Raw genomic sequence first — 20,072 nt, 5'->3', positions numbered from 1 at the left:
ATCAAGTCATTCGCGTTTGACATCTATTCTCATTCGCTATTTTTTGCGCATCGCCTGTGTATCAGCGCTGACACAGGCAAAAAAAAGCCACTCAATCGAGTGGCTCATCGTTGACGCGTGACCTCAGCGATAACGTTCCAACCAATGCGCGTAAGGCGCAGGCAAGGTCCACGAGGACTTCTCGACCCCCAGTTCCTTGGCCGCGAAGTACGCCCAATGCGGGTCGGCCAGGTGCGCACGCCCCACCGACACCAGGTCCAGGTGCCCGGCCTGCAACGCGCCTTCGGCCAGTTGCGGGGTGCCGAAGCCCCAGGCCGAAGTAACCGGGATACCGGCTTCGCGACGCACGCGCTCGGCGATCGGCCCCATGAACGCAGGCCCCCACGGGATGTGGGTGTCGGGGATGGTGAAACCGACGCTGACGCTCAGCAGGTCCAGGCCACCGGCCTTGAAACGGCGGGCCAGTTCGATGGACTCGGTGAGGGTCTGCTCGTCGCGACCGTCGTACTCGATCACACCGAAACGTGCGGTGAGCGGCAGGTTTTCCGGCCAGACTTCGCGCACGGCAGCCAGGGTTTCCAGGAGGAAACGGCTGCGGTTGTCGAAGCTGCCGCCGTAGGCGTCGGTGCGCTGGTTGGAGTGCTCGGAGAAGAAGCTCTGGCCCAGGTAGCCGTGGGCGAAGTGCAGCTCGATCCATTCAAAACCGGCGTCGCGGGCACGGCGGGCGGCGTCGACGAAGTCCTGGCGCACCCGGGCGATGTCGTCCAGGGTCATGGCGCGAGGCACCTGTGGCAGGTTGGCACCGAAGGCAATGGCCGAGGGTGCGATGGTTTCCCAACGGCGGGCGTCGGAGGCGGCGATATGGTCGTCCCCTTCCCACGGACGGTTGGCGCTGGCCTTGCGGCCGGCGTGGCCAATCTGGATGCCCGGCACGGAACCGGCAGCCTTGATCGCCTGGACCATCGGCACGAACGCCTCGGCATGCGCATCACTCCAAAGCCCCGCGCAGCCTGGGGTGATACGACCTTCCGGCGCGACGGCAGTGGCTTCGACCACCACCAGGCCGGCACCGCCACGGGCCATGCTGGCCAGGTGCACGAGGTGCCAATCGTTGACGATGCCATCATCGGCCATGTACTGGCACATCGGCGGGATAGCGATGCGATTGCGCAGGGTGACATCTTTTAGTTGGAACGGTTCGAACAATGCGGCCATGGGGCAACTCCAATGAGCAGGTGGTTGATTCGATAGTTCGATGGTAATCGAACTATGGTATTCAACGATAGCCCCCTGTTATGATTCATTTCATGCGAGCCTTCAAACACCCTCCCCTGCAAGACCTCACCCTTGAGCGCGTGCTATACGCCCTGAGTGATCCGGTGCGCCTGGAAATCGTACGCTGCCTGGCCGGCGTGCCCGAGGCTACCTGCGGCGAACTGGACGGTGGGCGACCGAAGTCGAGCATGTCCCATCACTTTCGGGTGTTGCGCGATGCCGGGCTGGTGCAGACCCGAAGCGTGGGGACCACGCACATGAATGCATTGCGCGCGGACGACCTGGAAAGCCGCTTCCCCGGCTTGCTCGCGAGCATTCTGGCCCAGCACTGAGGCCCATCTGTCCGTTTCATCTGGAAGCGGTCACTGGCTCGCCATCCAGATACACGCAGTCCTTGCCATTGTGCTTGGCGGCATACAGGTTGCGGTCGGCGCATTTGAGTACCACTGACATATCGGCACCCACCGAGAAATGCGTCATACCCGCGCTGCACGTGTAGTGATGGGGCGGCGGGACACTGCCACGGATCGCTTGCAGCAGCCGCACGGCAAAATCAGTGGCCGCCCCAGGGTCATCTCCCACCAGCAACACGCCGAACTCCTCTCCCCCGATCCTGCCGAAGCTGTCGCTGCCCGGCGTGGCGTTCAGGCAGTGCGCCATCGCACAGAGAATCTTGTCACCGACATCATGGCCAAACTGGTCGTTTTTCAACTTGAAGCTATCAATATCCAGCATCATGAAATAGCCGCACTGCCCCTCGGCGATCACCTTGGCGAAACGTTCGATAAAGGCCCTGCGGTTAAGGATGGAGGTCAAGTAATCCGTTTCTGCCAGTTCCCGGAACTCACTCTCGACCAGCAACACAGAGCGCAGGTTCTTCACGTAGGAATAATTCAGGATAAAGCCGATCGACACCGACGCCAGGCAGAACATCACCAGGTAAACCTCAACCCCGACGTAGATCGACATATGAACAGCTGGCCACAGCATCGACCAGATCAATGCAGCGCCTATCAAGAAATCCTGGACTGCGATAAAGAGCAAGGCACTGCTCAGCACCAGAATCACCGCCAGCGGTAGAGCAAATACCTGCAACGCCTGATCGGTCTGCATCACCAACGCAAAGCCGCCGGCCAACACCGCCATATAGACCACACCGAACGCCCGCCAGGCCAGGAAATTGGTCAACCGCCGGTGAAATCGACACAACGCTGTCAAACACACGGTAATGAGCACGGTGTACCACCCGAACTCCAGCACCGGATCCACCAAGAGCACCCACCACCAGGCAATCAGACCTATCGATTCCGCCTGGGCAACAGCGGGCGACAATAACCTCTGCATCCTTGGCCTGAGCTTTAAGTCAGCCGGCATCTCAACACTCCCTGCGCATAAGTTGCCTATATTTTGTTGGCTTGGCCCAATTCGATACTTTGCAGGGTGATTGCAAATGAATACGCCATGAAACGGCGCACCAACTTTACAAAGGGCGGCAATACTTCCAACTGCGTCTTGGAATGCACTTTAAAGCAACCTTTTTCAACACCCTCCTGAACCAGACGAATCACATGGGTCTTGGACACTGAAAGTCGCGTCGCCAGTGAAAGATAAGAAGACGTCCTGAAACTTGCGCCCTGACAGTCCAAGGAACAGGCATCGTTATAAATCGCCAACATCAGCATATGTCCGGCATCGCGGTTAACCAGCCAGTCACATTCAGGCAGCAATACATCGATGGTCAGCTTATTTGAAAGAAGGGTGGCAAACCCTTTGAAATAAAGTGCCAGGAAGGCTCGGTCGTCCAACTCACTCATCCGCTGGACCTGCGCTTCACTGGGGCACATTGGTCCCAGCGGCTGCACCACGGAATTGAGCATCGACCTGACTTCATGGCAGGCCTGGGCCGATGGGCTGAACACTCGGAAACGGCTGTCGTCAGGGTGGCCGGCGACCTTCATGAACCCCAGTGCCCGGAACAGCAGGAAGATCGACTCCAGGCTGTTTCTGGAACAGAAGCCGCGAGCCACGCAGAACGCTTTCACGTCGGACAACAACGGCGCGGGCTTGGAGAAATATTCACTCAGCAGCGTGAAGGACACCATCAAACGGTTGAACTTCAACGCTGTCTTGTAGAAAAACGGTCGTTTTGAATAGGGAACCAGCAGAATGGCGTAGTGCGCGCGAATACTGCATTCAAATTCCCCGTGACGTTCCAACACCCGCGCGGAATGATCCAACGCCCACTTCAACGAACTGACGCACATGAGAAAGAGCCCTGATCAACCCACTGGAATTCACTGATCGATGGCGCAGCACTTCTGCAACCAGGTCTCACAACAACTCACGTCGTAAACACCACCAGTGATGGCGTTTTGCCTCGAGCGCAATGTATCGCGATTAACCCGACAGACATCATCGCTACCAAAATTGTTCCAAAACGTATTGGCGTCCCTAAAACAACCCACTCATACACGCCCATGACAGCTGCGGTGCTTCGCTGCTTTTAAATATATCCAAGCGTTGTGATGAAACTGTTCAATCGACCTGTTCGCCGATGCCATTGAATCCTGGCGGCACTGGAAGAATTGCGACGACTCTCATGGGAGCCGGTGAGCGCTACTTAAACGATTCAGGCCCTGGGGCGAACCTTTCACCGCGACCCGCGTCCGAGCTAAGGCACCGTTGCCTGCCACTCACCGCGAGGTCTCCGTTTGAAAGCCGCCATCCTCAAAAAGTACCGCCTGATCATCAAAACCATGGGCTACGTTGGCTGGGCGCTGTTCTGGCTGCTGCTGTGGGACGTCGCCGTCACCGTGGACTTCATGTTGTTTCTCACCTACAAGATCAATCTGCCGCTGATGCCTCTGACCCTGCTGGGTTCGGCGCTGGTGGTGCTGATCAGTTTCCGTAACAGCAGTGCCTACAACCGCTGGTGGGAAGCCCGCACACTGTGGGGCGCGATGGTCAACAACTCGCGCAGTTTTGCGCGCCAGGTACTGACCCTGCTGGACGACCCCGACGACGAAGTGAACCCGGTCAAGGCCACCCTGCTGCGTCGTCATGTGGCCTATGTGAATTGCCTGGCCGCGCACCTCAAGGGCCAGCCTTGCCCCGAAGAAGTCCGCGCGTTTATCCCTGGTGACGAGTTTGCGCGCAACGGCGCCACCAACAACTTTGCCAACGATATCCTCACCGGCTCGGCGGCGTTGCTGGCCCGCGAGTACAAGGCCGGTCACCTCGACAGCATCCGTCTGGCGCGGCTGGAGTCGACCCTGGTGGACCTGTCCAACGCCCAGGGCGGCATGGAGCGGATCGCCAACACCCCGCTGCCCTACCCTTACGTGTATTTCCCGCGGCTGTTTATCTCGCTGTTCTGCCTGATCGTGCCGGTGGGCCTGGTGGAGTCCCTGGGTTGGTTCACCCCGCTGGCCTCGACGGTGGTGGGGTTCATGCTGCTGGCCATCGAGCGCATCGGCACCGACCTGCAAAGCCCCTTCAACTCCAGCGAACACCAGATCCAGATGGACACCATCTGCGAAACCATCGAAAAAAACCTGCAGTCGATGCAGCGTGATGCGCTGGGTGGCGAGCGCATCGGTTAAACCCTCCCTCAGCCCTCAAGTGCGTGCCCGCGCAGTCGATATACAGAGGGTACGCATGGGCCACACTCCTTAAAACAACACATGCGACGCTCGACGCTACTGTTTTCTCCTTGCCAAAATTATAAATACCCGCGGGTGAAGTCATGAATATCAAGCAAAAGCTGACCTGGGCGTTTGCCGCCATCGCGTGCGTCCCGGTTATTTTGGTCGCTGTATTGGTTGTACTGAATCTGCGCGAGGGGGCCCAGGCCAATTTCCTCGACAGCAGCGGCCGCGAGATCCGCCAGATCGACAATGGCATGAAGCAGTTCTTCGACGGCATCAGCCAGAACGTCGAGTATGTGGCCAAGGACCCGCGCGTTGTCGCGGCCAAGGACCTCAAGAGCTACGCCGGCGCCGATGCCGCGCAAATCCCCCTCACGCCCACCAACACAGCGCTGCTGGAGATTTTCGACCAGTTCGCCAAGAGCCATCCGAGCACCGCCTACCTGTCCCTGGGCCTCGCCGACGGCGGTTACGCCAGCTGGCCCGACGACACCAAGCTGAACAACTACGACCCGCGCGTACGCCCCTGGTACCAGGCCGCCATCGCCGCGCCGGGTAAAACCGTGCGCACCGGGGCCTACTATTGGGCGCCGGACGACGTGACGCTGATCGGCACCGTGCACACCGTCACCGACGCCGCCGGCAAGATCCTCGGCGTGGTTGGCCTGGACGTGTCGCTCAAGCAGCTCACCGAGTTGGTGCGCAACATCAAGCTCGGCGACAGCGGCTACCTGATGCTGGTGGAAGGCAACGGCAACGTGCTGGTAGACCCCAGCGACGCCAAGCACAATTTCAAGCCCCTGGCCGATCTGGGCCCCAACTACGCCGAGCTGGCCAAGCGCGGCGACGGTGTGAGCCAGATCGATATCGATGGCGTGGCCTACATGGCCAACATGGTCAGCTCCAAAGACCTGGGCTGGCGCTTTATCGGCCTGATCAAACGCGACGAAGTAATGGCCGGCGCGACCCACCTCACCTGGTTGATCGCGGCGATTGCCGCCGCGCTGGCCGTGGTCTTCGCGATTGTCGGCGCCAGTTTCGCCAGCGTGATCGTACGTCCGATTCGCGGCGTGGCCGACGGCCTGCAAGAGATCGCCGAAGGTGAAGGCGACCTGACCCGCCAGCTCAAGGTGCAGGGCAAGGACGAAACCGCCAGCCTGGCTGGCTGGTTCAACCAGTTCCTGAGCATGATCGCCCAGTTGGTACAGCGCATCGGCAACGCCTCGTCCGACCTGCAAACCGCCGCCGCCGACACCAGCGAAGTCGCGCACAACATGAACCAGGCCGCCGGTCGCCAGCGTGAAGCGGTGGAACTGGTTAGCACCGCGTTCAACGAAATGGTGGCCACCGCCAATGAAGTCGCGCGCTCCTGCAGTGCCGCCGCCACCAGTGCCGACGAAGGCTACCGCGATGTGCACGACGGCCAGCAGCACATCGGCGAAGCCACCGGCAGCGTGCTTCAGCTCAGCGAAGACCTGCAACGCTCGACCCAGACCATGCAGCAGTTGGAGCAGGACAGCAAAAACATCAACACCATCCTCGACACCATCCGCTCGATTGCCGAACAGACCAACCTGCTGGCGCTCAACGCGGCCATCGAGGCCGCCCGTGCCGGTGACCAGGGCCGTGGCTTTGCGGTGGTCGCCGACGAAGTCCGCGCCCTCGCCCGTCGCACCGCCGACTCCACCGGCGAGATCGACAGCCTGCTCGGCAACCTCGCCCGTCGCACCCAGGAAGTGACCCAGCAGATGCAAGGCAGCCTGCTGGTGTCCCACACCAGCGTGGAGCGCATCCAGCAGGCCCGCGACAGCTTCGACAAGATCCGTGGCTCGGTGGACTCGATCCGCGACCAGAACACCCAGATCGCCACCGCCGCCGAAGAACAGCACCAGGTGGCCGAAGAGATCAACCGCCACATCGCGCAGATCCATGCCGATGCGCAACTGGTCGAGGGGTTTGCCCATTCGGCGCAGACCGGGTCGGGTCGGCTGACGGATATTTCGGGGCAGCTCAAAGGGTTGGTGGGACGCTTCAAGTTCTGATCCATCCTCCGCAGGGGCCGGCTTGCCGGCTCCACAGGATCGGTCACCCCACCTGAAGCTCCGTGGAGCGCCCGGTGGCCTTGAAGAACACCAACACGACAATCCCCAGCGCAAGCCAGCACGTGCCGCCGACCTTGGCATAGATATCAGAGTTGACCAGCACATAGCTGATGATCACAAAGCCGATCAATGGCACCAGCCCATGCACCAACCGACGACCGGCGCCGCGGTAGTGCCAGGCCACGGCGACATGAAGCAGCAGGAACGCACTCAGCGCACCAAAGTTGCACATCGACGCCAGCAGGTTGATCTGTCCCACGAAGAACAAGCCCAGCACCAGGCTCAAGCCCGCGACCAACAAGGTGGCGCGCTGCGGCACGCCGGTGACCGGGTGCACCTGGCTGAGAAACTGCGGCAGTTGGCGATCGCGGGCCATGGCAAACAGCAGGCGCGAGGTGGCGGCCTGGGCCACCAGGGAATTGGCGATGGCGGCGCCGATGGCCACGGCCAGGGCGATCACCACTTGCAACCACGGGCCTGCCACCAGGCGGCCGATTTCGTAGAACGCGTTGTTCGACGCATCGGCATCCGGGTACTGCACCAGGTTGGGCTGCAACAGCGCGGCCAACCAGGTTTGCACCATGAACAATGCCGCTACCAGGGCCAGTGCCCACAAGGTCGCACGCCCCACCGCCCGGCTACCGCCACGGGTCTCCTCCGACAGCGTGGAGATCGCATCGAAGCCCAGGAACGACAGGACCGCCACCGACAATGCGCTGAAGATCAGCGGCAGGGAAAACTCAGCCGGGTTGTACAGTGGCTTCAGGGTCCAACTGGCACCATTCACGCCGTTGCTGATCGCGATACTGGCCAGCACCACAAACACCACCAGCACCACCAACTGCCCATAAAGGAACAAGCGATTGGCGCGCGCAGTGGTCTGGATACCGCGCAGGTTCACCAGAGTGTTCAGTACCACGAAAAACACGATCCACAATGGCTGAGGCACCGAGGGGATCACATTGGCCATGGCATTGGCACCGATCACATACAGCAACGTCGGCACCAGCAGATAATCGAGCAGGATCGCCCAGCCCGCAAGAAACCCCAGCTGGCTGTTCAGCCCACGCCCCACATAGGCATACACCGAACCGGCGACCGGAAACGCATGGGACATCTGCTGGTAGCTGATCGCGGTGAACAGCATGGCGACGAAGCCGATCAGGTACGTCAGCGGCACCATGCCGTGGCTGGCGTCGAACACCCCGCCAAAGATGGAGAATGGCGCCAGCGGCACCATGAACACCATGCCGTAGATCAGCAGGTCGCCCAGGCTCAGCTGGCGCTTGAGTTGTTGGGTATATCCGAAACGCGCAAGCTCCGCGCTGTCACCGGGGGTGGAAGGATCGATCATGATGACGCTCCGCAAGGGTTGGACAGAAGCTTCACTCTAGGGCGTTACAGGCCGGCAGCTGTATCCTGAAAAATACTAGGTTTTGGCCTTGGCAGATTGTTTGCTTGGAAAACCGCGCAACCCAACGCCCGGAGGCGCCATGCACACCGACCTGATGCGATTCAGCGAGCAACTCGCCCACACCACGACGCTGGACGCGTGCCTGGCCGAGGTTCAGGCCGCCACCGACCAACTGGGTTTCAAGACGCTGATCTACGATTACGCCCCCGTGCCGGTGAGCCACGAGGGGGCGCTGATCACACCGTCGGTGTTCAAGACCCTGAATGCCCCGACCGACATGCACACGTTGTGGTGTGAGCGCGGCTATTACCAGATCGACCCGGTGCAGCAATGCGCAGCCCGCCGGACCACGCCATTTGTCTGGTCATTCAGCGCGGACACGCACTGGAACGGCGCCCTCACCGACGCCCATCGCCCGGTGGCTCACTACATTCGCGACTATGGCTTGAGCACCGGACTGACCGTGCCGCTGCACTTGCCCGATGGCGGCTTTGCCACACTGACCGCCATTGTCGACGGCACGCCCGACGGCGCCGAACGACAAGCCCAGCACAACCTGGGCGAGATGCTGGTACTGGCCCATGCCTTCCAGTCCAGGGCCAGCGAGTTGCTGGCGCCGGCCGAACGCTGCTGCACCCACATCCACCTCACCCGCCGCGAACGCGAGTGCCTGCAACATTCGGCCAAGGGGCTTACGGCCAAGGGCATCGCCGCCACCCTCAACCGGTCCCAGGCCACGGTCAACCTGCACCTGGTGGGTGCCGCGCGCAAACTGGGCGCGCGCAACCGCGTGGAAGCGGTGGTCCGTGGCCTGCATTACCGGCTGGTGGAGATCTGAGAACCTATAACTTTTGCCAGTGCCCCTGACGGCACGCTTTGACTAGCCTGTACCTCATTGATCCCCAGGAGGTACACAGCATGCAGGTTCGCGAAGGTTATGCCGAGTTCCGTGGGCACCGGACATGGTTCCGGGTCACGGGCGATCCGGACTCGGGGCGCCTGCCCCTGATCGTTGCCCACGGCGGCCCCGGTTGCACCCACGACTACGTCGACAGTTTCAAGGACCTGGCCGCCACCGGTCGGGCGGTGGTGCACTACGACCAGATCGGCAATGGCCGCTCGACCCATCTGCCGGATGCGCCCCGCGAATACTGGGTGGTGGACCTGTTTCTCGCCGAACTGAACAACCTGATCGCTCACCTGGGTATCCGTGATTACGCGCTGCTCGGCCAATCCTGGGGCGGCATTCTGGGGGCCGAGCATGCGGTACGCCAGCCGGTCGGCCTCAAGGCACTGATCATCGCCAACTCGCCGGCGTCCATGGCGCTGTGGTCCGAGGCCGCGAATGAGCTACGCCAGGCACTCCCTGCGGATGTGCAGGCAACGCTGCAACGCCACGAAGCAGCAGGCACCACCTCCAGCGCCGAGTACCGCGCAGCATCGGACGTGTTCTATGCGCGCCATGTATGCCGCATCCAGCCGATGCCCGCCGAAGTGGCGCGCACCTTCGCTGCCATCGATGCGGACCCCACGGTCTACCACGCCATGAACGGCCCCACCGAATTCCACGTGATCGGCAGCATGCGCGATTGGACGATCATTGATCGCTTGCCTCGCATCCAGGTGCCGACGCTGTTGATTTCCGGTCGCTACGATGAAGCCACCCCCGCAACGGTGCAGCCATTCGCCGACGGAATCGCCAACGTGCAGTGGCAGATATTCGAGGCGTCCAGTCATATGCCCCACGTGGAAGAACGAGAAGCGTGCATGGCCTGTGTGGCGGCATTTCTGGAACAGCAACCGAGCTAGCATGCCGGGTCAAGCCGTGGGCCGTGCGGGGGTGTTCTCACCCGCGCGCGCGGCTGATCCGCCAACTCGCCAACTGATAAAGCCCCAGTAAACCGCCCGCCAGCAGCAGTGTCCATTGCACACTCAGCGCCGCCGCCAACAAGCCTGCAAGTAACCCGCCGATGGCTTCAAAGCCGAAGCGCATGGCGATATAGAACGCGATCACCCTGCCCCGCAACGCTTCGGGCGCGGCGCTTTGTAGAGTCATGTTGCTGCTGACATTGCTCGCCGTGATGCCAAAGCCCAACCCCGCCAGCGCAACCAGCGTGAGCCACAGCGGTGGGTCGGCCGCCACCGCGCATAACGAAACCGCACAGACCACCGCGCCCATGGCGATGATGCGGCCCAATCGCGAGGTGCTGCCAGCGAAAGCGAGAAAGATCGTGGCCACAAAAGCCCCCGCGCCCGCAGCGCCCCATAGCCAGCCCAGAGTCTGCGCGTCGCCGCTGAACGTGTGCTTGGCCAGAATCGGCAGCAGCACCGTGTAGCAGGAGGCGAGCAGATTCACCATCACCACACTGATCAGCAAGCGCCGGATGGACAGTGTGCCCCACAGGTAGCGCAGGCCTTCGCGGAAAATCTCCCCGGTCGACCCCTTTGCCCGCACGGGCGCACGACTCTGCACCTTGCCCAGCCCGATCAGCAACATACCGAAGGCGATAGCGGTGAGAAGGAAGCAACCGGCCTCACCGCTCCAGTTGATCAGCAAACCGGCCAGCGGTGGGCCGATAAAGCGCGCGGCGTTGATCAGCATTGCATTGAGCACGAGGGCATTGGGCAGGTCGTTGGGGTCATCGACGAAGCTGGCGATCAAGGCCTGGCGCAGAGGCGTTTCCAGGGCGTTGAGCAAACCCAGCAGAAGCGCCATGGCGATGATCACCTCACGGCCCATCCACTGCTGCCAGGTCAGCACGGCCAGGGCCAGCGATTGCAGGGCCAGGGCGGCCTGCACCGCCATCAACAGGCGACGCTTGTCGTGGCGGTCGGACCAGGCGCCCGCCAGCGGCCCGACCAACAGCTGCGGCAACAGCGTCAAAAACGCAATGGCCCCCAGCAGTACGGCCGAGCCCGTCAGGTGGTAGGCCAGCCATGACAGCGCGACCTGTTGCACCCACTTGCCCAGGGTCGAGAGACCCTGACCGACAAAGTAGATCTGGAAATTGCGATGGCGCAGCGCGCGGATGGGCGTGGGCCATCGGGAGGTAGACGCAGGATTCAAATAAACTCACAGCCCTTTTGTTTCAGGGATTCAAGGACCCAGGAGCGGTCGTTTTCGCCCAGTGCAATCTGTTCCAACTGCTTCTGTTCGGCGGCATGTTTGGCACTGGCGCGATCATACACCTCACCGACCTGCTCAAACGGCACGCAGAGCAATCCATCTTCATCACCGATCACCAGATCGCCGGGTTCGATCACCATACCGGCCAGGGCAATCGGCACATTCACCTCGCCAGGTCCGTCCTTGTAAGGGCCGCGATGGGTGATACCGGCGGCGAACACCGGGAAATCCCCGGTGCCGATGCTGGCTGCGTCGCGAATCGCGCCGTTGATCACAATACCCGCCACACCTTTCTTGATCGCGTACGCCACCATCATCTCGCCAATCAGCGCATTACTCAGGTCACCGCCGGCATCCACCACGATCACGTCGCCGGGCTCGGCGATGTCCAGCGCGTGATGCAGCATCAGGTTATCCCCCGGCCGCGCCTTTACGGTGAGCGCCGGCCCGACCAATACGCCCGTGCGATGCATCGGTTGCAGGCTTGCGCCGCCGGCGGTAAGGCGGTGCATGGAGTCGCTGATATTGGCGACAGGCACGCTCCGGTAACGCTCGACCCACTCAACGGCGACCTTGCGTTGCTGCTTGAGCACTCTGAATCCGATGGACATGGGGTATTCCTCTGATGATTTTTGTTTATTTTGAAACACCATTTCGAAATTAACACCACAAATTCAAATCAACAAGACTCAAGCCCAATCCAGGCATCAAATGACCAGCGGTACAACTCCTGAAAAACCAGCACAAAACCCTATCTGGCAAGGTTGGGTACTGTATTTGGCCGACTTTGAAGCGACGATAAAAAAATTATTTATTGCAACGCCGTTTCATTATGATAATTTCCAGTCACTACCGCACACCGACAAAAACACCAAGGTGCACAGAAATGACCCGAACCCTCCTGCTGACCGGCCCGGAATTGACCGCCGACGCCATGACCCACGCCGCCTCCCACGGCGTGCGCGTCATCCCTACCACCCCCTACGCACCGGCCGATGAACTCATCGCGATCATTGCCCGCGAACAACCGGACGCAATCATCGTGCGCCAGGGCCAACTGACCCGGGAGATGATCAACGCATCGGCCGCACTGAAGATCATCGCCAAGCACGGCGTCGGCTACGACAGCATCGACATCGCCGCCGCCGCCGAACGCCAGATCCCGGTAACTATCGCCCTGGGCGCCAACGCGCAATCGGTGGCCGAACACGCCTTGGCATTGATGTTCAGCGTGGCGCGCCAGACCGCCCTGCTCGACGCACGGATGCGTGACGGGCATTGGGACAAAGCCACTTCAGTGGGCATCGAACTGTCCGGCAAGACCCTGGGCCTGGTGGGCCTGGGAAGCATCGGACGAATCCTGATGGAACTGGTGGCGCCGCTGCGCATGACCATCAAGGTGTTCGACCCGTACTTGCCGGAACTGCCGAATGTGGAGCGCGTCGACGACATTGATGACCTGCTGACAAGCTGCGATATCATCAGCCTGCATTGCCCACTGACCGAACATAACCGCAACCTGTTTGGCGCGGCGCAGTTCAAGCGCATGCGCCCCGGCAGCCTCCTGATCAATACGGCGCGCGGTGAACTGATCGACACCGAAGCCTTGGTCCACGCCCTGAGCACCGGGCAGATTGCCGGCGCCGGACTCGACACGTTCAACCCCGAACCCCCTCCCGCCGATTCGGCGCTATGGGGCCTGCCTACCCTGGTAGCCACACCGCATGTGGGGGCCAATACCGCCGAAGCGCGGGACCGAGTGGGCCTGCTGGCCCTGCAACAAATCATCGATTTCTGGGACGGCATCGCGCCGCCGCCGCGTGCTGTGGTCAACCGCCACCTCTACGCACACTGACATCTCCCGCCGGTTACATGCGGGCTCATCACGCATCTCCAAAAAAAACAATACGGGAGAGAGTCATGCCTATCAGTTCTACCGACATCAGCGCCATCGAGCGCTCAACCATGCGCAAGGTGGCGTGGCGACTGCTGCCGTTCCTGATCCTTTGCTACCTGCTGGCGATCATCGACCGCGGCAACATCGGCATGGCCTCGCTGCAAATGAACCAGGACCTGGGGCTGACCCCGGCGATCTTCGGCTTTGCCAGCAGCCTGTTCTTTGTCTCGTACTTCCTGGTGGAAGTGCCGAGCAACCTGGCCTTGCAGCGCTTCGGCGCACGGGTGTGGATTGCGCGGATCATGGTTACCTGGGGCCTGATTTCCGCCGGCACAGCGTTTGTTACCGGCGCCAACTCGCTGTATGTGATGCGCTTCCTGCTGGGCGCGGCCGAGGCAGGATTCTTCCCGGGCGTGCTGCTGTACCTCACTTACTGGCTGCCAGCGGCATACCGTGGGCGCATGGTCGCGATTTTCATGGTGGCGATTCCCGGCGCCAACTTCATCGGCTCACCACTGTCCGGCTTGTTGTTGAGCCTGGACGGCTGGTTCGGCATGCGTGGCTGGCACTGGCTGTTCATCATCGAAGGCATTCCCGCTGTACTGCTGGGCATCGCCTGCCTGTTCGTGCTGACTGATCGCCCGGAACAAGCCAAATGGCTGAACCACGAGCAGCGCCACTGGCTCACTGGCCGCCTCGACGAAGAGCGCAACCGCAAGACCGCCATCGGGCATATCTCCCTGTGGAAACTGCTGCGCCACAAGCACATCTGGGTGCTGGCACTGATCTATTCCGGCGCATCGGCGGCCGGCAGCACAATGAGTGTATGGGCGCCGCAACTGCTCAAGACGTTTGGCCTGGACAACCTGGAAATCGGCATGGTCAACGCCATCCCCTACGGGCTCGCGTCCATTCTGATGATTGTGTGGGGCCGCAGCTCCGACAAGACCGGTGAACGCCGCTGGCATACCGCACTCACCCTGTTGCTGATCACCGGCGGGTTGCTGCTGGCGCTGGTGACCTCTTCGCTGGTCGCCACGGTGTTCATGCTGTCAATGGTGCTGATCGGTGCGTACTCCATGAAAGGACCGTTCTGGGCGCTGGTCTCGACCTGGCTTTCATCCTCCACCGCAGCCGCTGGCTTGGCCGCCGTAGGCGCGATGGCCAACCTGATAGGCGGCGGCATCATGGTCAACGTGTATGGAACCATTCATCACGCTACAGGCAGCTACGCCCTTGCATTGCTGCCGCTGGCGGCGCTGTGTGCCGCTGGTGCGATCATGGTGTTGCTGATGGGGCGCAAGCAGATGAGCGAAACGGCGCAACTCAATAAACCTGCCAACGCGACCTGAAAAAGCGGGAGGGGCAGCACGATGATTCGACTGCCCTTCTCCCCACCGCTTTGACCGCGCCGACCAATGGCAGTATTTTGCAGCCTACCCGCCCACCCCCTCACAAGGAGCAACCCATGGTAAAAACCCGCCCACGCCCCGCAGTCACTGGGGTGGCCTCGGCTGATCGGGTGCTCACCGTGCTGACTGCCTTCCGCATGGGGGATACCGCCCTGGAACTGGCCGAACTCGCCGCACGCACCGGACTGATCAAAAGCACCATCATGCGTTTGATGGTTTCGCTTGAGAATCACGGCCTGATCACCCGCCTGGCCGATGGTCGCTATCAGCTGGCCACCGAAATCATGCGCTTGAACACGGTGTACCAGGACGGCCTCGATCTTGAACGCCACATCACTCCGCTGCTGCACCGCCTGACTCAGGAAACCGGCGAAACCGCTTCCTTCTACGTACGCCACGGCGCTTATCGGATGTGCCTGTACCGCGTGAACTCCCCTCACCATCTGCGCCTGCACCTGCAACCCGGGGACACTCGCCCCATGGACGGCGCCGCCGGAGCCGAGGCGTTGCGTACACCCTATGCGCTGGCCGCGAAAATGATCAAACCGATTTTCTCCCATGGCGCCACCGACCCCCATGCCTCGTCCATGGCCCTGCCCATCTTCGGTCCAGGGGAAAACCTGATCGGCGCACTGGTACTGTCCGGCCCCGCCAGCCGCCTGACTGCCGAACAGGCGCAGACGCTGCACCCGCTGTTCCAGCAAGCGGCCGTCGAACTGACCCGCAGCTTGGGCGGCGACGCACTTGCCAGCACCGAGGCCCCGCAAAAAAAGCTGCGCGGCAAGAAATCCGACTAAAACGCCGGCCTGCCAGGTGCGAGACGCATCGCACCTCGAGCGACATTCGACCACATGCCATCATCGCAGCACCTGTAATAGTCTATTGCAGGACTCTAATGTACTAACCAGTTACTTATCTTGCTAAAATCGCGTCTTTGCCCTCTCACATTCGAGTCCTGTCGACATGAAACGAGCATCGCGCGCCACTGGCGTCTCTAGAATCCTACTGCTGGGCCTGGGCGTTATCATCGCCCTGCTCGGCCTCGCGCTGGCCATCGGCGGCGGCAAACTGGTGAGCCTGGGAGGCTCCTGGTACTTCTTGATCGGCGGTGCGGCCATGGCCGTGTCCGGCTTGCTGATTGCCCGACGCAAGCCGGCGGGCGCGTGGCTGTTCGCGGCCTTCCTGGTCGGCACGGCTCTCTGGGCGGTGGCGGATGTGGGGCTGGTGTTCTGGCCGCTGTTCTCCCGCCTGTTCATGTTTACGGTGATCGGCCTGGTGGTAGCGCTGGTGTACCCGCTGCTGGCCAACCGGCCTGCACGTGGCGCCTATGGCGTGGCGGCGGTATTGGCGGTGGGCGTGGCCGTGGCGGCGGGCAACATGTTTGTCGCCCACCCGAGCGTGGCACCCACCGGCACTGGCCCAGGTATCACGCCGGTGGCCGCAGCCGACGCACAGAAAGACTGGGCGCACTACGGCAACACCGAAGGCGGCAGCCGCTTCGCCGCGCTGGACCAAATCAATCGCGACAATATCAATAAGCTCAAAGTGGCCTGGACCTACCACACCGGTGACGTCGCTCTCAGCGACGGCAACGGTGCCGAAGACCAGCTCACCCCGCTGCAGATCGGCAACAAAGTGTTCATCTGCACGCCGCACAACAACCTGATCGCCCTCGACGCCGACACCGGCAAAGAGCTGTGGAAGAACGAGATCAACGCCAAATCGGCGGTGTGGCAGCGTTGCCGTGGCATGGCCTACTTCGACGCCACTGCGCCGATTGCCCAGCCTACCCAACCGAACAGCTCACCGATCATCGCCGCCAGCGTGCCCGCCGGTGCGCAGTGCCAGCGCCGCTTGCTGACCAACACCATCGATGCACGCCTGATCGCCGTGGACGCCGACACCGGCCAGTTCTGCGAAGACTTCGGCACCCACGGCCAGGTGGATTTGAAAGCCGGCCTGGGCAACGTGCCGGACAGCTACTACCAACTGTCCTCGGCACCGCTGATCGCCGGCACCACCGTGGTGGTCGGCGGCCGCGTGGCCGACAACGTGCAGACCGACATGCCCGGCGGCGTGATCCGTGGCTTCGACGTAATCACCGGCCAGATGCGCTGGGCGTTCGACCCGGGCAACCCGGAAGACAAAAAAGCCCCGGCCGACGGTAGCACCTACGTGCGCAGCACGCCGAACAGCTGGGCGCCAATGTCCTATGACCCGCTGATGAACACCGTATTCTTGCCGATGGGCAGCTCGTCCACCGACATCTACGGTGTGGAACGCACCCAGCTCAACCACAAATACGGCGCGTCGGTACTGGCGCTGGACGCCTCCACCGGCGCGGAAAAATGGGTGTACCAGACCGTCCACAATGACCTGTGGGACTTCGACCTGCCGATGCAGCCGAGCCTGATCGACTTCACCCCGCCGGGCAGCGACAAGGCTGTGCCTGCGCTGGTGATCGGCACCAAGGCCGGGCAGATCTACGTGCTCGACCGTGCCACCGGCAAGCCGCTGACCGAGGTGAAGGAAGTGCCGGTCAAGGCCGCCAACATCCCTGACGAGCCCTACTCGCCCACCCAGCCAAAATCGGTCGGCATGCCACAGATCGGCGCGCAGACCCTGACCGAATCGGACATGTGGGGCGCCACGCCGTTTGACCAGTTGCTGTGCCGCATCGACTTCAAGGGCATGCGCTACGACGGCCTGTACACCGCGCCGGGCACCGATAAATCCCTGAGTTTCCCGGGCTCGCTGGGTGGCATGAACTGGGGCAGCATCTCCACCGACCCGGTGCACGGTTTTATCTTCGTCAACGACATGCGCCTGGGCCTGTGGATCCAGATGATACCCTCGCAGAACAAGGCCCAGGCCGCGTCGGGTGGCGAAGCGCTGAATACCGGCATGGGCGCCGTGCCACTCAAGGGCACGCCGTATGCGGTGAACAAAAACCGCTTCCTGTCGGTGGCCGGTATTCCGTGCCAGGCGCCGCCGTTCGGCACCCTGACTGCGATCAACATGAAGACCCAGAAAGTCGCCTGGCAAGTACCGGTCGGCACCGTCGAGGACACCGGCCCCCTGGGCATCCGCATGCACCTGCCGATCAAGATCGGCCTGCCGACCCTCGGCGGCACCCTGTCGACCCAGGGCGGCCTGATCTTTATCGCCGGCACCCAGGACTTCTACCTGCGCGCCTTCAACAGCGGCAATGGCGAGGAAATCTGGAAGGCCCGCCTGCCCGTCGGCAGCCAGGGCGGCCCGATGACCTACGTATCGCCGAAAACCGGCAAACAGTACATCGTCATCACCGCCGGTGGCGCACGCCAGTCCACTGACCGTGGCGACTACGTGATCGCCTACGCCCTGCCTTAACCCCCCTGTTCGCGCGGCGCCTCCCCGGCGCCGCGCCTTGTGCCTGGAAAAACCCGCATGACCCCCACTTCTCATATTGCCCTTGGGCGCCTGCTGCTGGGCCTCGCCCTGGGTGCCGCGCTGCCCGTACAAGCCGATGACACCACCCTGACCGGCGACTGGGGCGGCCTGCGCCGTGAACTCGACGCACAGGGCATCCGCTTCACCGGCGACTACAGCGGCGAGACCGCCTACAACGCCCACGGCGGCCAGCACCGCTCGGCGCGCTACTCGCAGAACCTCAAGCTCGGCGTGCAGTTCGACCTGGGCAAGCTCTACGGCTTGAACAATGGCGACCGCATCCAGCTCACGATCAACGACCGGCGCGGCAACAGTGCGTCCGAGGACCTGGTGGGCAACCGCCTGCCGATCCAGGAAAACTACGGCGGTCTCTACACCCGCCTCACCGAGTTGAGCTACGAACGCACGCTGTTCACCCCGGCGCTGAACGTCAAGCTCGGCTACATGGCCATGGGCAATGACCTCGGTGGCCTCGACAGCGGGATCTTGTGCAACTTCATGAACGCCGGGTTCTGCGGGCACCCGCTGAACATGTCCGGCGGCAGCGGCTGGACCAACTACCCGAATGCACGACTGGGTGCGCGGGTGAAATATGACTTCTCGCCGGCCTGGCAATTGCGCGTTGCCGCCTTCAACGTCGACCCGCAAAGCAACGGCAACTCCAGCCGCGCCTGGCGCCTGGACCCCAAGCACACCACTGGCACCGTGGTGCCCATCGAATTGATCTACAAACACGCCGGCAGCCTGCCGGGTGAATACAAGCTGGGCTATTACTACGACAGCTCCGACGTGAAACGCATCGGCAGCACCAAGGAGGTCAGCGGCCGCGGTGGTCACTACCTGCTGATCGACCAGGCAGTGTGGGCCTCGGACTCATCCGCCGGCCGTGTGCTGCACGCCTTCGGCCAGTATTCCGCCGCCAGCGAAGCGGCCTCGCCGTTCAGCAAGTGGTACGGCGCAGGCGTGGTGCTGTACAAGCCGTTCGAAGGCCGGCCGCGTGACACCCTGGCCCTGGGTTATGGTCGCGCCGTGCCGAACCCGCGCAGCCGCGAGGTACAGGAACTGGCCGCCTTCAAGGCCGGGACCGACTATCCCGACCTGAACAATGCCGAACAACTGATCGAACTCAGCTACGGCTACCAGGCCACCCCCTGGCTGACCCTGCGCCCGGATGTGCAATACATCATCGAGCCGGGTGCGTTTTCCGGTGACAACATCGACAACGCCCTGGTGCTGGGCCTGCAGGTCAAGGCGGTGTTCTGAGGCGACTCAGTCGTCTGATGGCAACGCCCTGTTCGCCCGTTCGAGCGCAGTGATGCGCTCGACTTTCCTCCCGGAGCGCTCTGCTTCGAACTCCGATTCCAGGAACACTTTGACGATGCTCTTGGCCAGCTCGGGCCCGATCACCCGCGCACCGATGGACAGGATCTGCGCATCGTTGCTCTTGCGTGCGCGCTCGGCCGAATAGGTATCGTGGGCCTGGGCGGCCCGCACCCCCTTGATCTTGTTGGCGGAAATCGCCATGCCGATGCCGGTGCCGCAGATCAACACACCCAGGCGCCGCTCACCCGCGCCCACCGCCGTGGCTACGGCTGCTGCGATGTCCGGGTACAGCACCGGGCTGGACGAATGGCAGCCAAAGTCCTCGACCTCATACCCCAGGCTTTCGATAAAACGCTTGAGCATTTCCTTGAGCTCAAAGCCTGCCTCGTCGCATCCGATGGCCACCGAAAACATCGTTTGTGCACCCATTACTGCCTCTCCAT

16 protein-coding genes and 2 pseudogenes are annotated in these 20,072 nt (G+C 62.1%); 11 read left to right on the top strand and 7 right to left on the bottom strand.

Annotated elements, in window-relative coordinates:
* Positions 1-123: 123 nt before the first annotated feature.
* Positions 124-1,215 carry an NADH:flavin oxidoreductase/NADH oxidase gene (locus LUU92_RS11130; protein ID WP_071491463.1) on the bottom strand — a complete coding sequence of 364 codons (1,092 nt, stop codon included), beginning with the start codon at positions 1,213-1,215 and terminating at the stop codon, positions 124-126.
* A 92-nt stretch (positions 1,216-1,307) separates the two neighbouring features.
* On the opposite strand from LUU92_RS11130, the gene LUU92_RS11125 reads away from it, so the two are divergent.
* Positions 1,308-1,607: an ArsR/SmtB family transcription factor gene (locus tag LUU92_RS11125; RefSeq protein WP_170856087.1), complete on the top strand. Its 300-nt coding sequence runs from the start codon at positions 1,308-1,310 to the stop codon at positions 1,605-1,607.
* A gap of 16 nt (positions 1,608-1,623) precedes the next feature.
* Here the strand turns inward: LUU92_RS11125 and LUU92_RS11120 are convergent, their stop codons facing one another.
* Positions 1,624-2,649 (bottom strand): GGDEF domain-containing protein, encoded by a 1,026-nt coding sequence (locus LUU92_RS11120; protein WP_257103612.1) that lies wholly within the window; start codon positions 2,647-2,649, stop codon positions 1,624-1,626.
* Positions 2,650-2,675: 26 nt separating this feature from the next.
* Positions 2,676-3,539, bottom strand: a complete 864-nt coding sequence (locus tag LUU92_RS11115) for a hypothetical protein (RefSeq protein ID WP_257103611.1) — start codon at positions 3,537-3,539, stop codon at positions 2,676-2,678.
* Between the two features lie 447 nt (positions 3,540-3,986).
* Between LUU92_RS11115 and LUU92_RS11110 the strand changes: the two genes are divergently transcribed.
* From LUU92_RS11110 to LUU92_RS29190, 3 genes and pseudogenes are all read left to right on the top strand, one after another.
* Positions 3,987-4,877 carry a bestrophin family protein gene (locus LUU92_RS11110; RefSeq protein ID WP_071491466.1) on the top strand — a complete coding sequence of 297 codons (891 nt, stop codon included), beginning with the start codon at positions 3,987-3,989 and terminating at the stop codon, positions 4,875-4,877.
* A gap of 143 nt (positions 4,878-5,020) precedes the next feature.
* Positions 5,021-6,100, top strand: a pseudogene (locus LUU92_RS29195) (HAMP domain-containing protein); the annotation flags it as partial.
* Positions 6,101-6,421: 321 nt separating this feature from the next.
* A pseudogene (locus tag LUU92_RS29190) lies at positions 6,422-6,964 on the top strand (methyl-accepting chemotaxis protein); the annotation flags it as partial.
* Positions 6,965-7,007: 43 nt separating this feature from the next.
* Here the strand turns inward: LUU92_RS29190 and LUU92_RS11100 are convergent.
* Positions 7,008-8,378: an APC family permease gene (locus LUU92_RS11100; protein WP_093127995.1), complete on the bottom strand. Its 1,371-nt coding sequence runs from the start codon at positions 8,376-8,378 to the stop codon at positions 7,008-7,010.
* 139 nt (positions 8,379-8,517) lie between these two features.
* Between LUU92_RS11100 and LUU92_RS11095 the strand changes: the two genes are divergently transcribed.
* Together LUU92_RS11095 and LUU92_RS11090 are read left to right on the top strand one after the other, a co-directional pair.
* Positions 8,518-9,276 (top strand): helix-turn-helix transcriptional regulator, encoded by a 759-nt coding sequence (locus LUU92_RS11095; protein WP_071491469.1) that lies wholly within the window; start codon positions 8,518-8,520, stop codon positions 9,274-9,276.
* Positions 9,277-9,356: 80 nt separating this feature from the next.
* The gene (locus LUU92_RS11090; RefSeq protein ID WP_093127992.1) at positions 9,357-10,247 is read left to right on the top strand and encodes a proline iminopeptidase-family hydrolase; all 891 of its coding nucleotides are present in this window, start codon (positions 9,357-9,359) and stop codon (positions 10,245-10,247) included.
* Positions 10,248-10,284: 37 nt separating this feature from the next.
* On the opposite strand, the gene LUU92_RS11085 is transcribed toward LUU92_RS11090, so the two are convergent.
* Entirely contained in the window at positions 10,285-11,505 is a 1,221-nt protein-coding gene (locus LUU92_RS11085; RefSeq protein WP_083351571.1) for an MFS transporter, read from the bottom strand.
* Positions 11,502-12,176, bottom strand: coding sequence for an RraA family protein (locus LUU92_RS11080; RefSeq protein ID WP_071491471.1), 675 nt, complete (start codon positions 12,174-12,176; stop codon positions 11,502-11,504). The genes LUU92_RS11085 and LUU92_RS11080 overlap by 4 nt, the downstream gene beginning before the upstream one ends.
* Before the next feature lie 275 nt (positions 12,177-12,451).
* Between LUU92_RS11080 and LUU92_RS11075 the strand changes: the two genes are divergently transcribed.
* The 5 genes from LUU92_RS11075 (at position 12,452) to LUU92_RS11055 (ending at position 19,569) form a co-directional block, all read left to right on the top strand.
* Complete coding sequence (locus LUU92_RS11075) at positions 12,452-13,420, top strand: hydroxyacid dehydrogenase (RefSeq protein WP_071491472.1); 969 nt, start codon at positions 12,452-12,454, stop codon at positions 13,418-13,420.
* Positions 13,421-13,485: 65 nt separating this feature from the next.
* On the top strand, positions 13,486-14,814 hold the full coding sequence (locus LUU92_RS11070; protein ID WP_257103609.1) for an MFS transporter: 1,329 nt from the start codon (positions 13,486-13,488) through the stop codon (positions 14,812-14,814).
* 116 nt (positions 14,815-14,930) lie between these two features.
* On the top strand, positions 14,931-15,671 hold the full coding sequence (locus LUU92_RS11065) for an IclR family transcriptional regulator (protein ID WP_071491474.1): 741 nt from the start codon (positions 14,931-14,933) through the stop codon (positions 15,669-15,671).
* 166 nt (positions 15,672-15,837) lie between these two features.
* Positions 15,838-18,246: a glucose/quinate/shikimate family membrane-bound PQQ-dependent dehydrogenase gene (locus LUU92_RS11060; RefSeq protein WP_257103608.1), complete on the top strand. Its 2,409-nt coding sequence runs from the start codon at positions 15,838-15,840 to the stop codon at positions 18,244-18,246.
* Between the two features lie 57 nt (positions 18,247-18,303).
* Positions 18,304-19,569, top strand: coding sequence for a carbohydrate porin (locus LUU92_RS11055; protein WP_257103607.1), 1,266 nt, complete (start codon positions 18,304-18,306; stop codon positions 19,567-19,569).
* A 6-nt stretch (positions 19,570-19,575) separates the two neighbouring features.
* Here LUU92_RS11055 and rpiB read toward each other — a convergent pair whose 3' ends face one another.
* Positions 19,576-20,058 (bottom strand): ribose 5-phosphate isomerase B, encoded by a 483-nt coding sequence (gene rpiB / locus LUU92_RS11050; RefSeq protein ID WP_257103606.1) that lies wholly within the window; start codon positions 20,056-20,058, stop codon positions 19,576-19,578.
* Positions 20,059-20,072: the final 14 nt, after the last annotated feature.

Source organism: Pseudomonas extremorientalis, assembly GCF_024584605.1.
Lineage (GTDB): Bacteria > Pseudomonadota > Gammaproteobacteria > Pseudomonadales > Pseudomonadaceae > Aquipseudomonas > Aquipseudomonas extremorientalis.
Note: the sequence above shows the minus strand (reverse complement) of the source record. Positions and strands in the feature narration are given on the sequence as shown.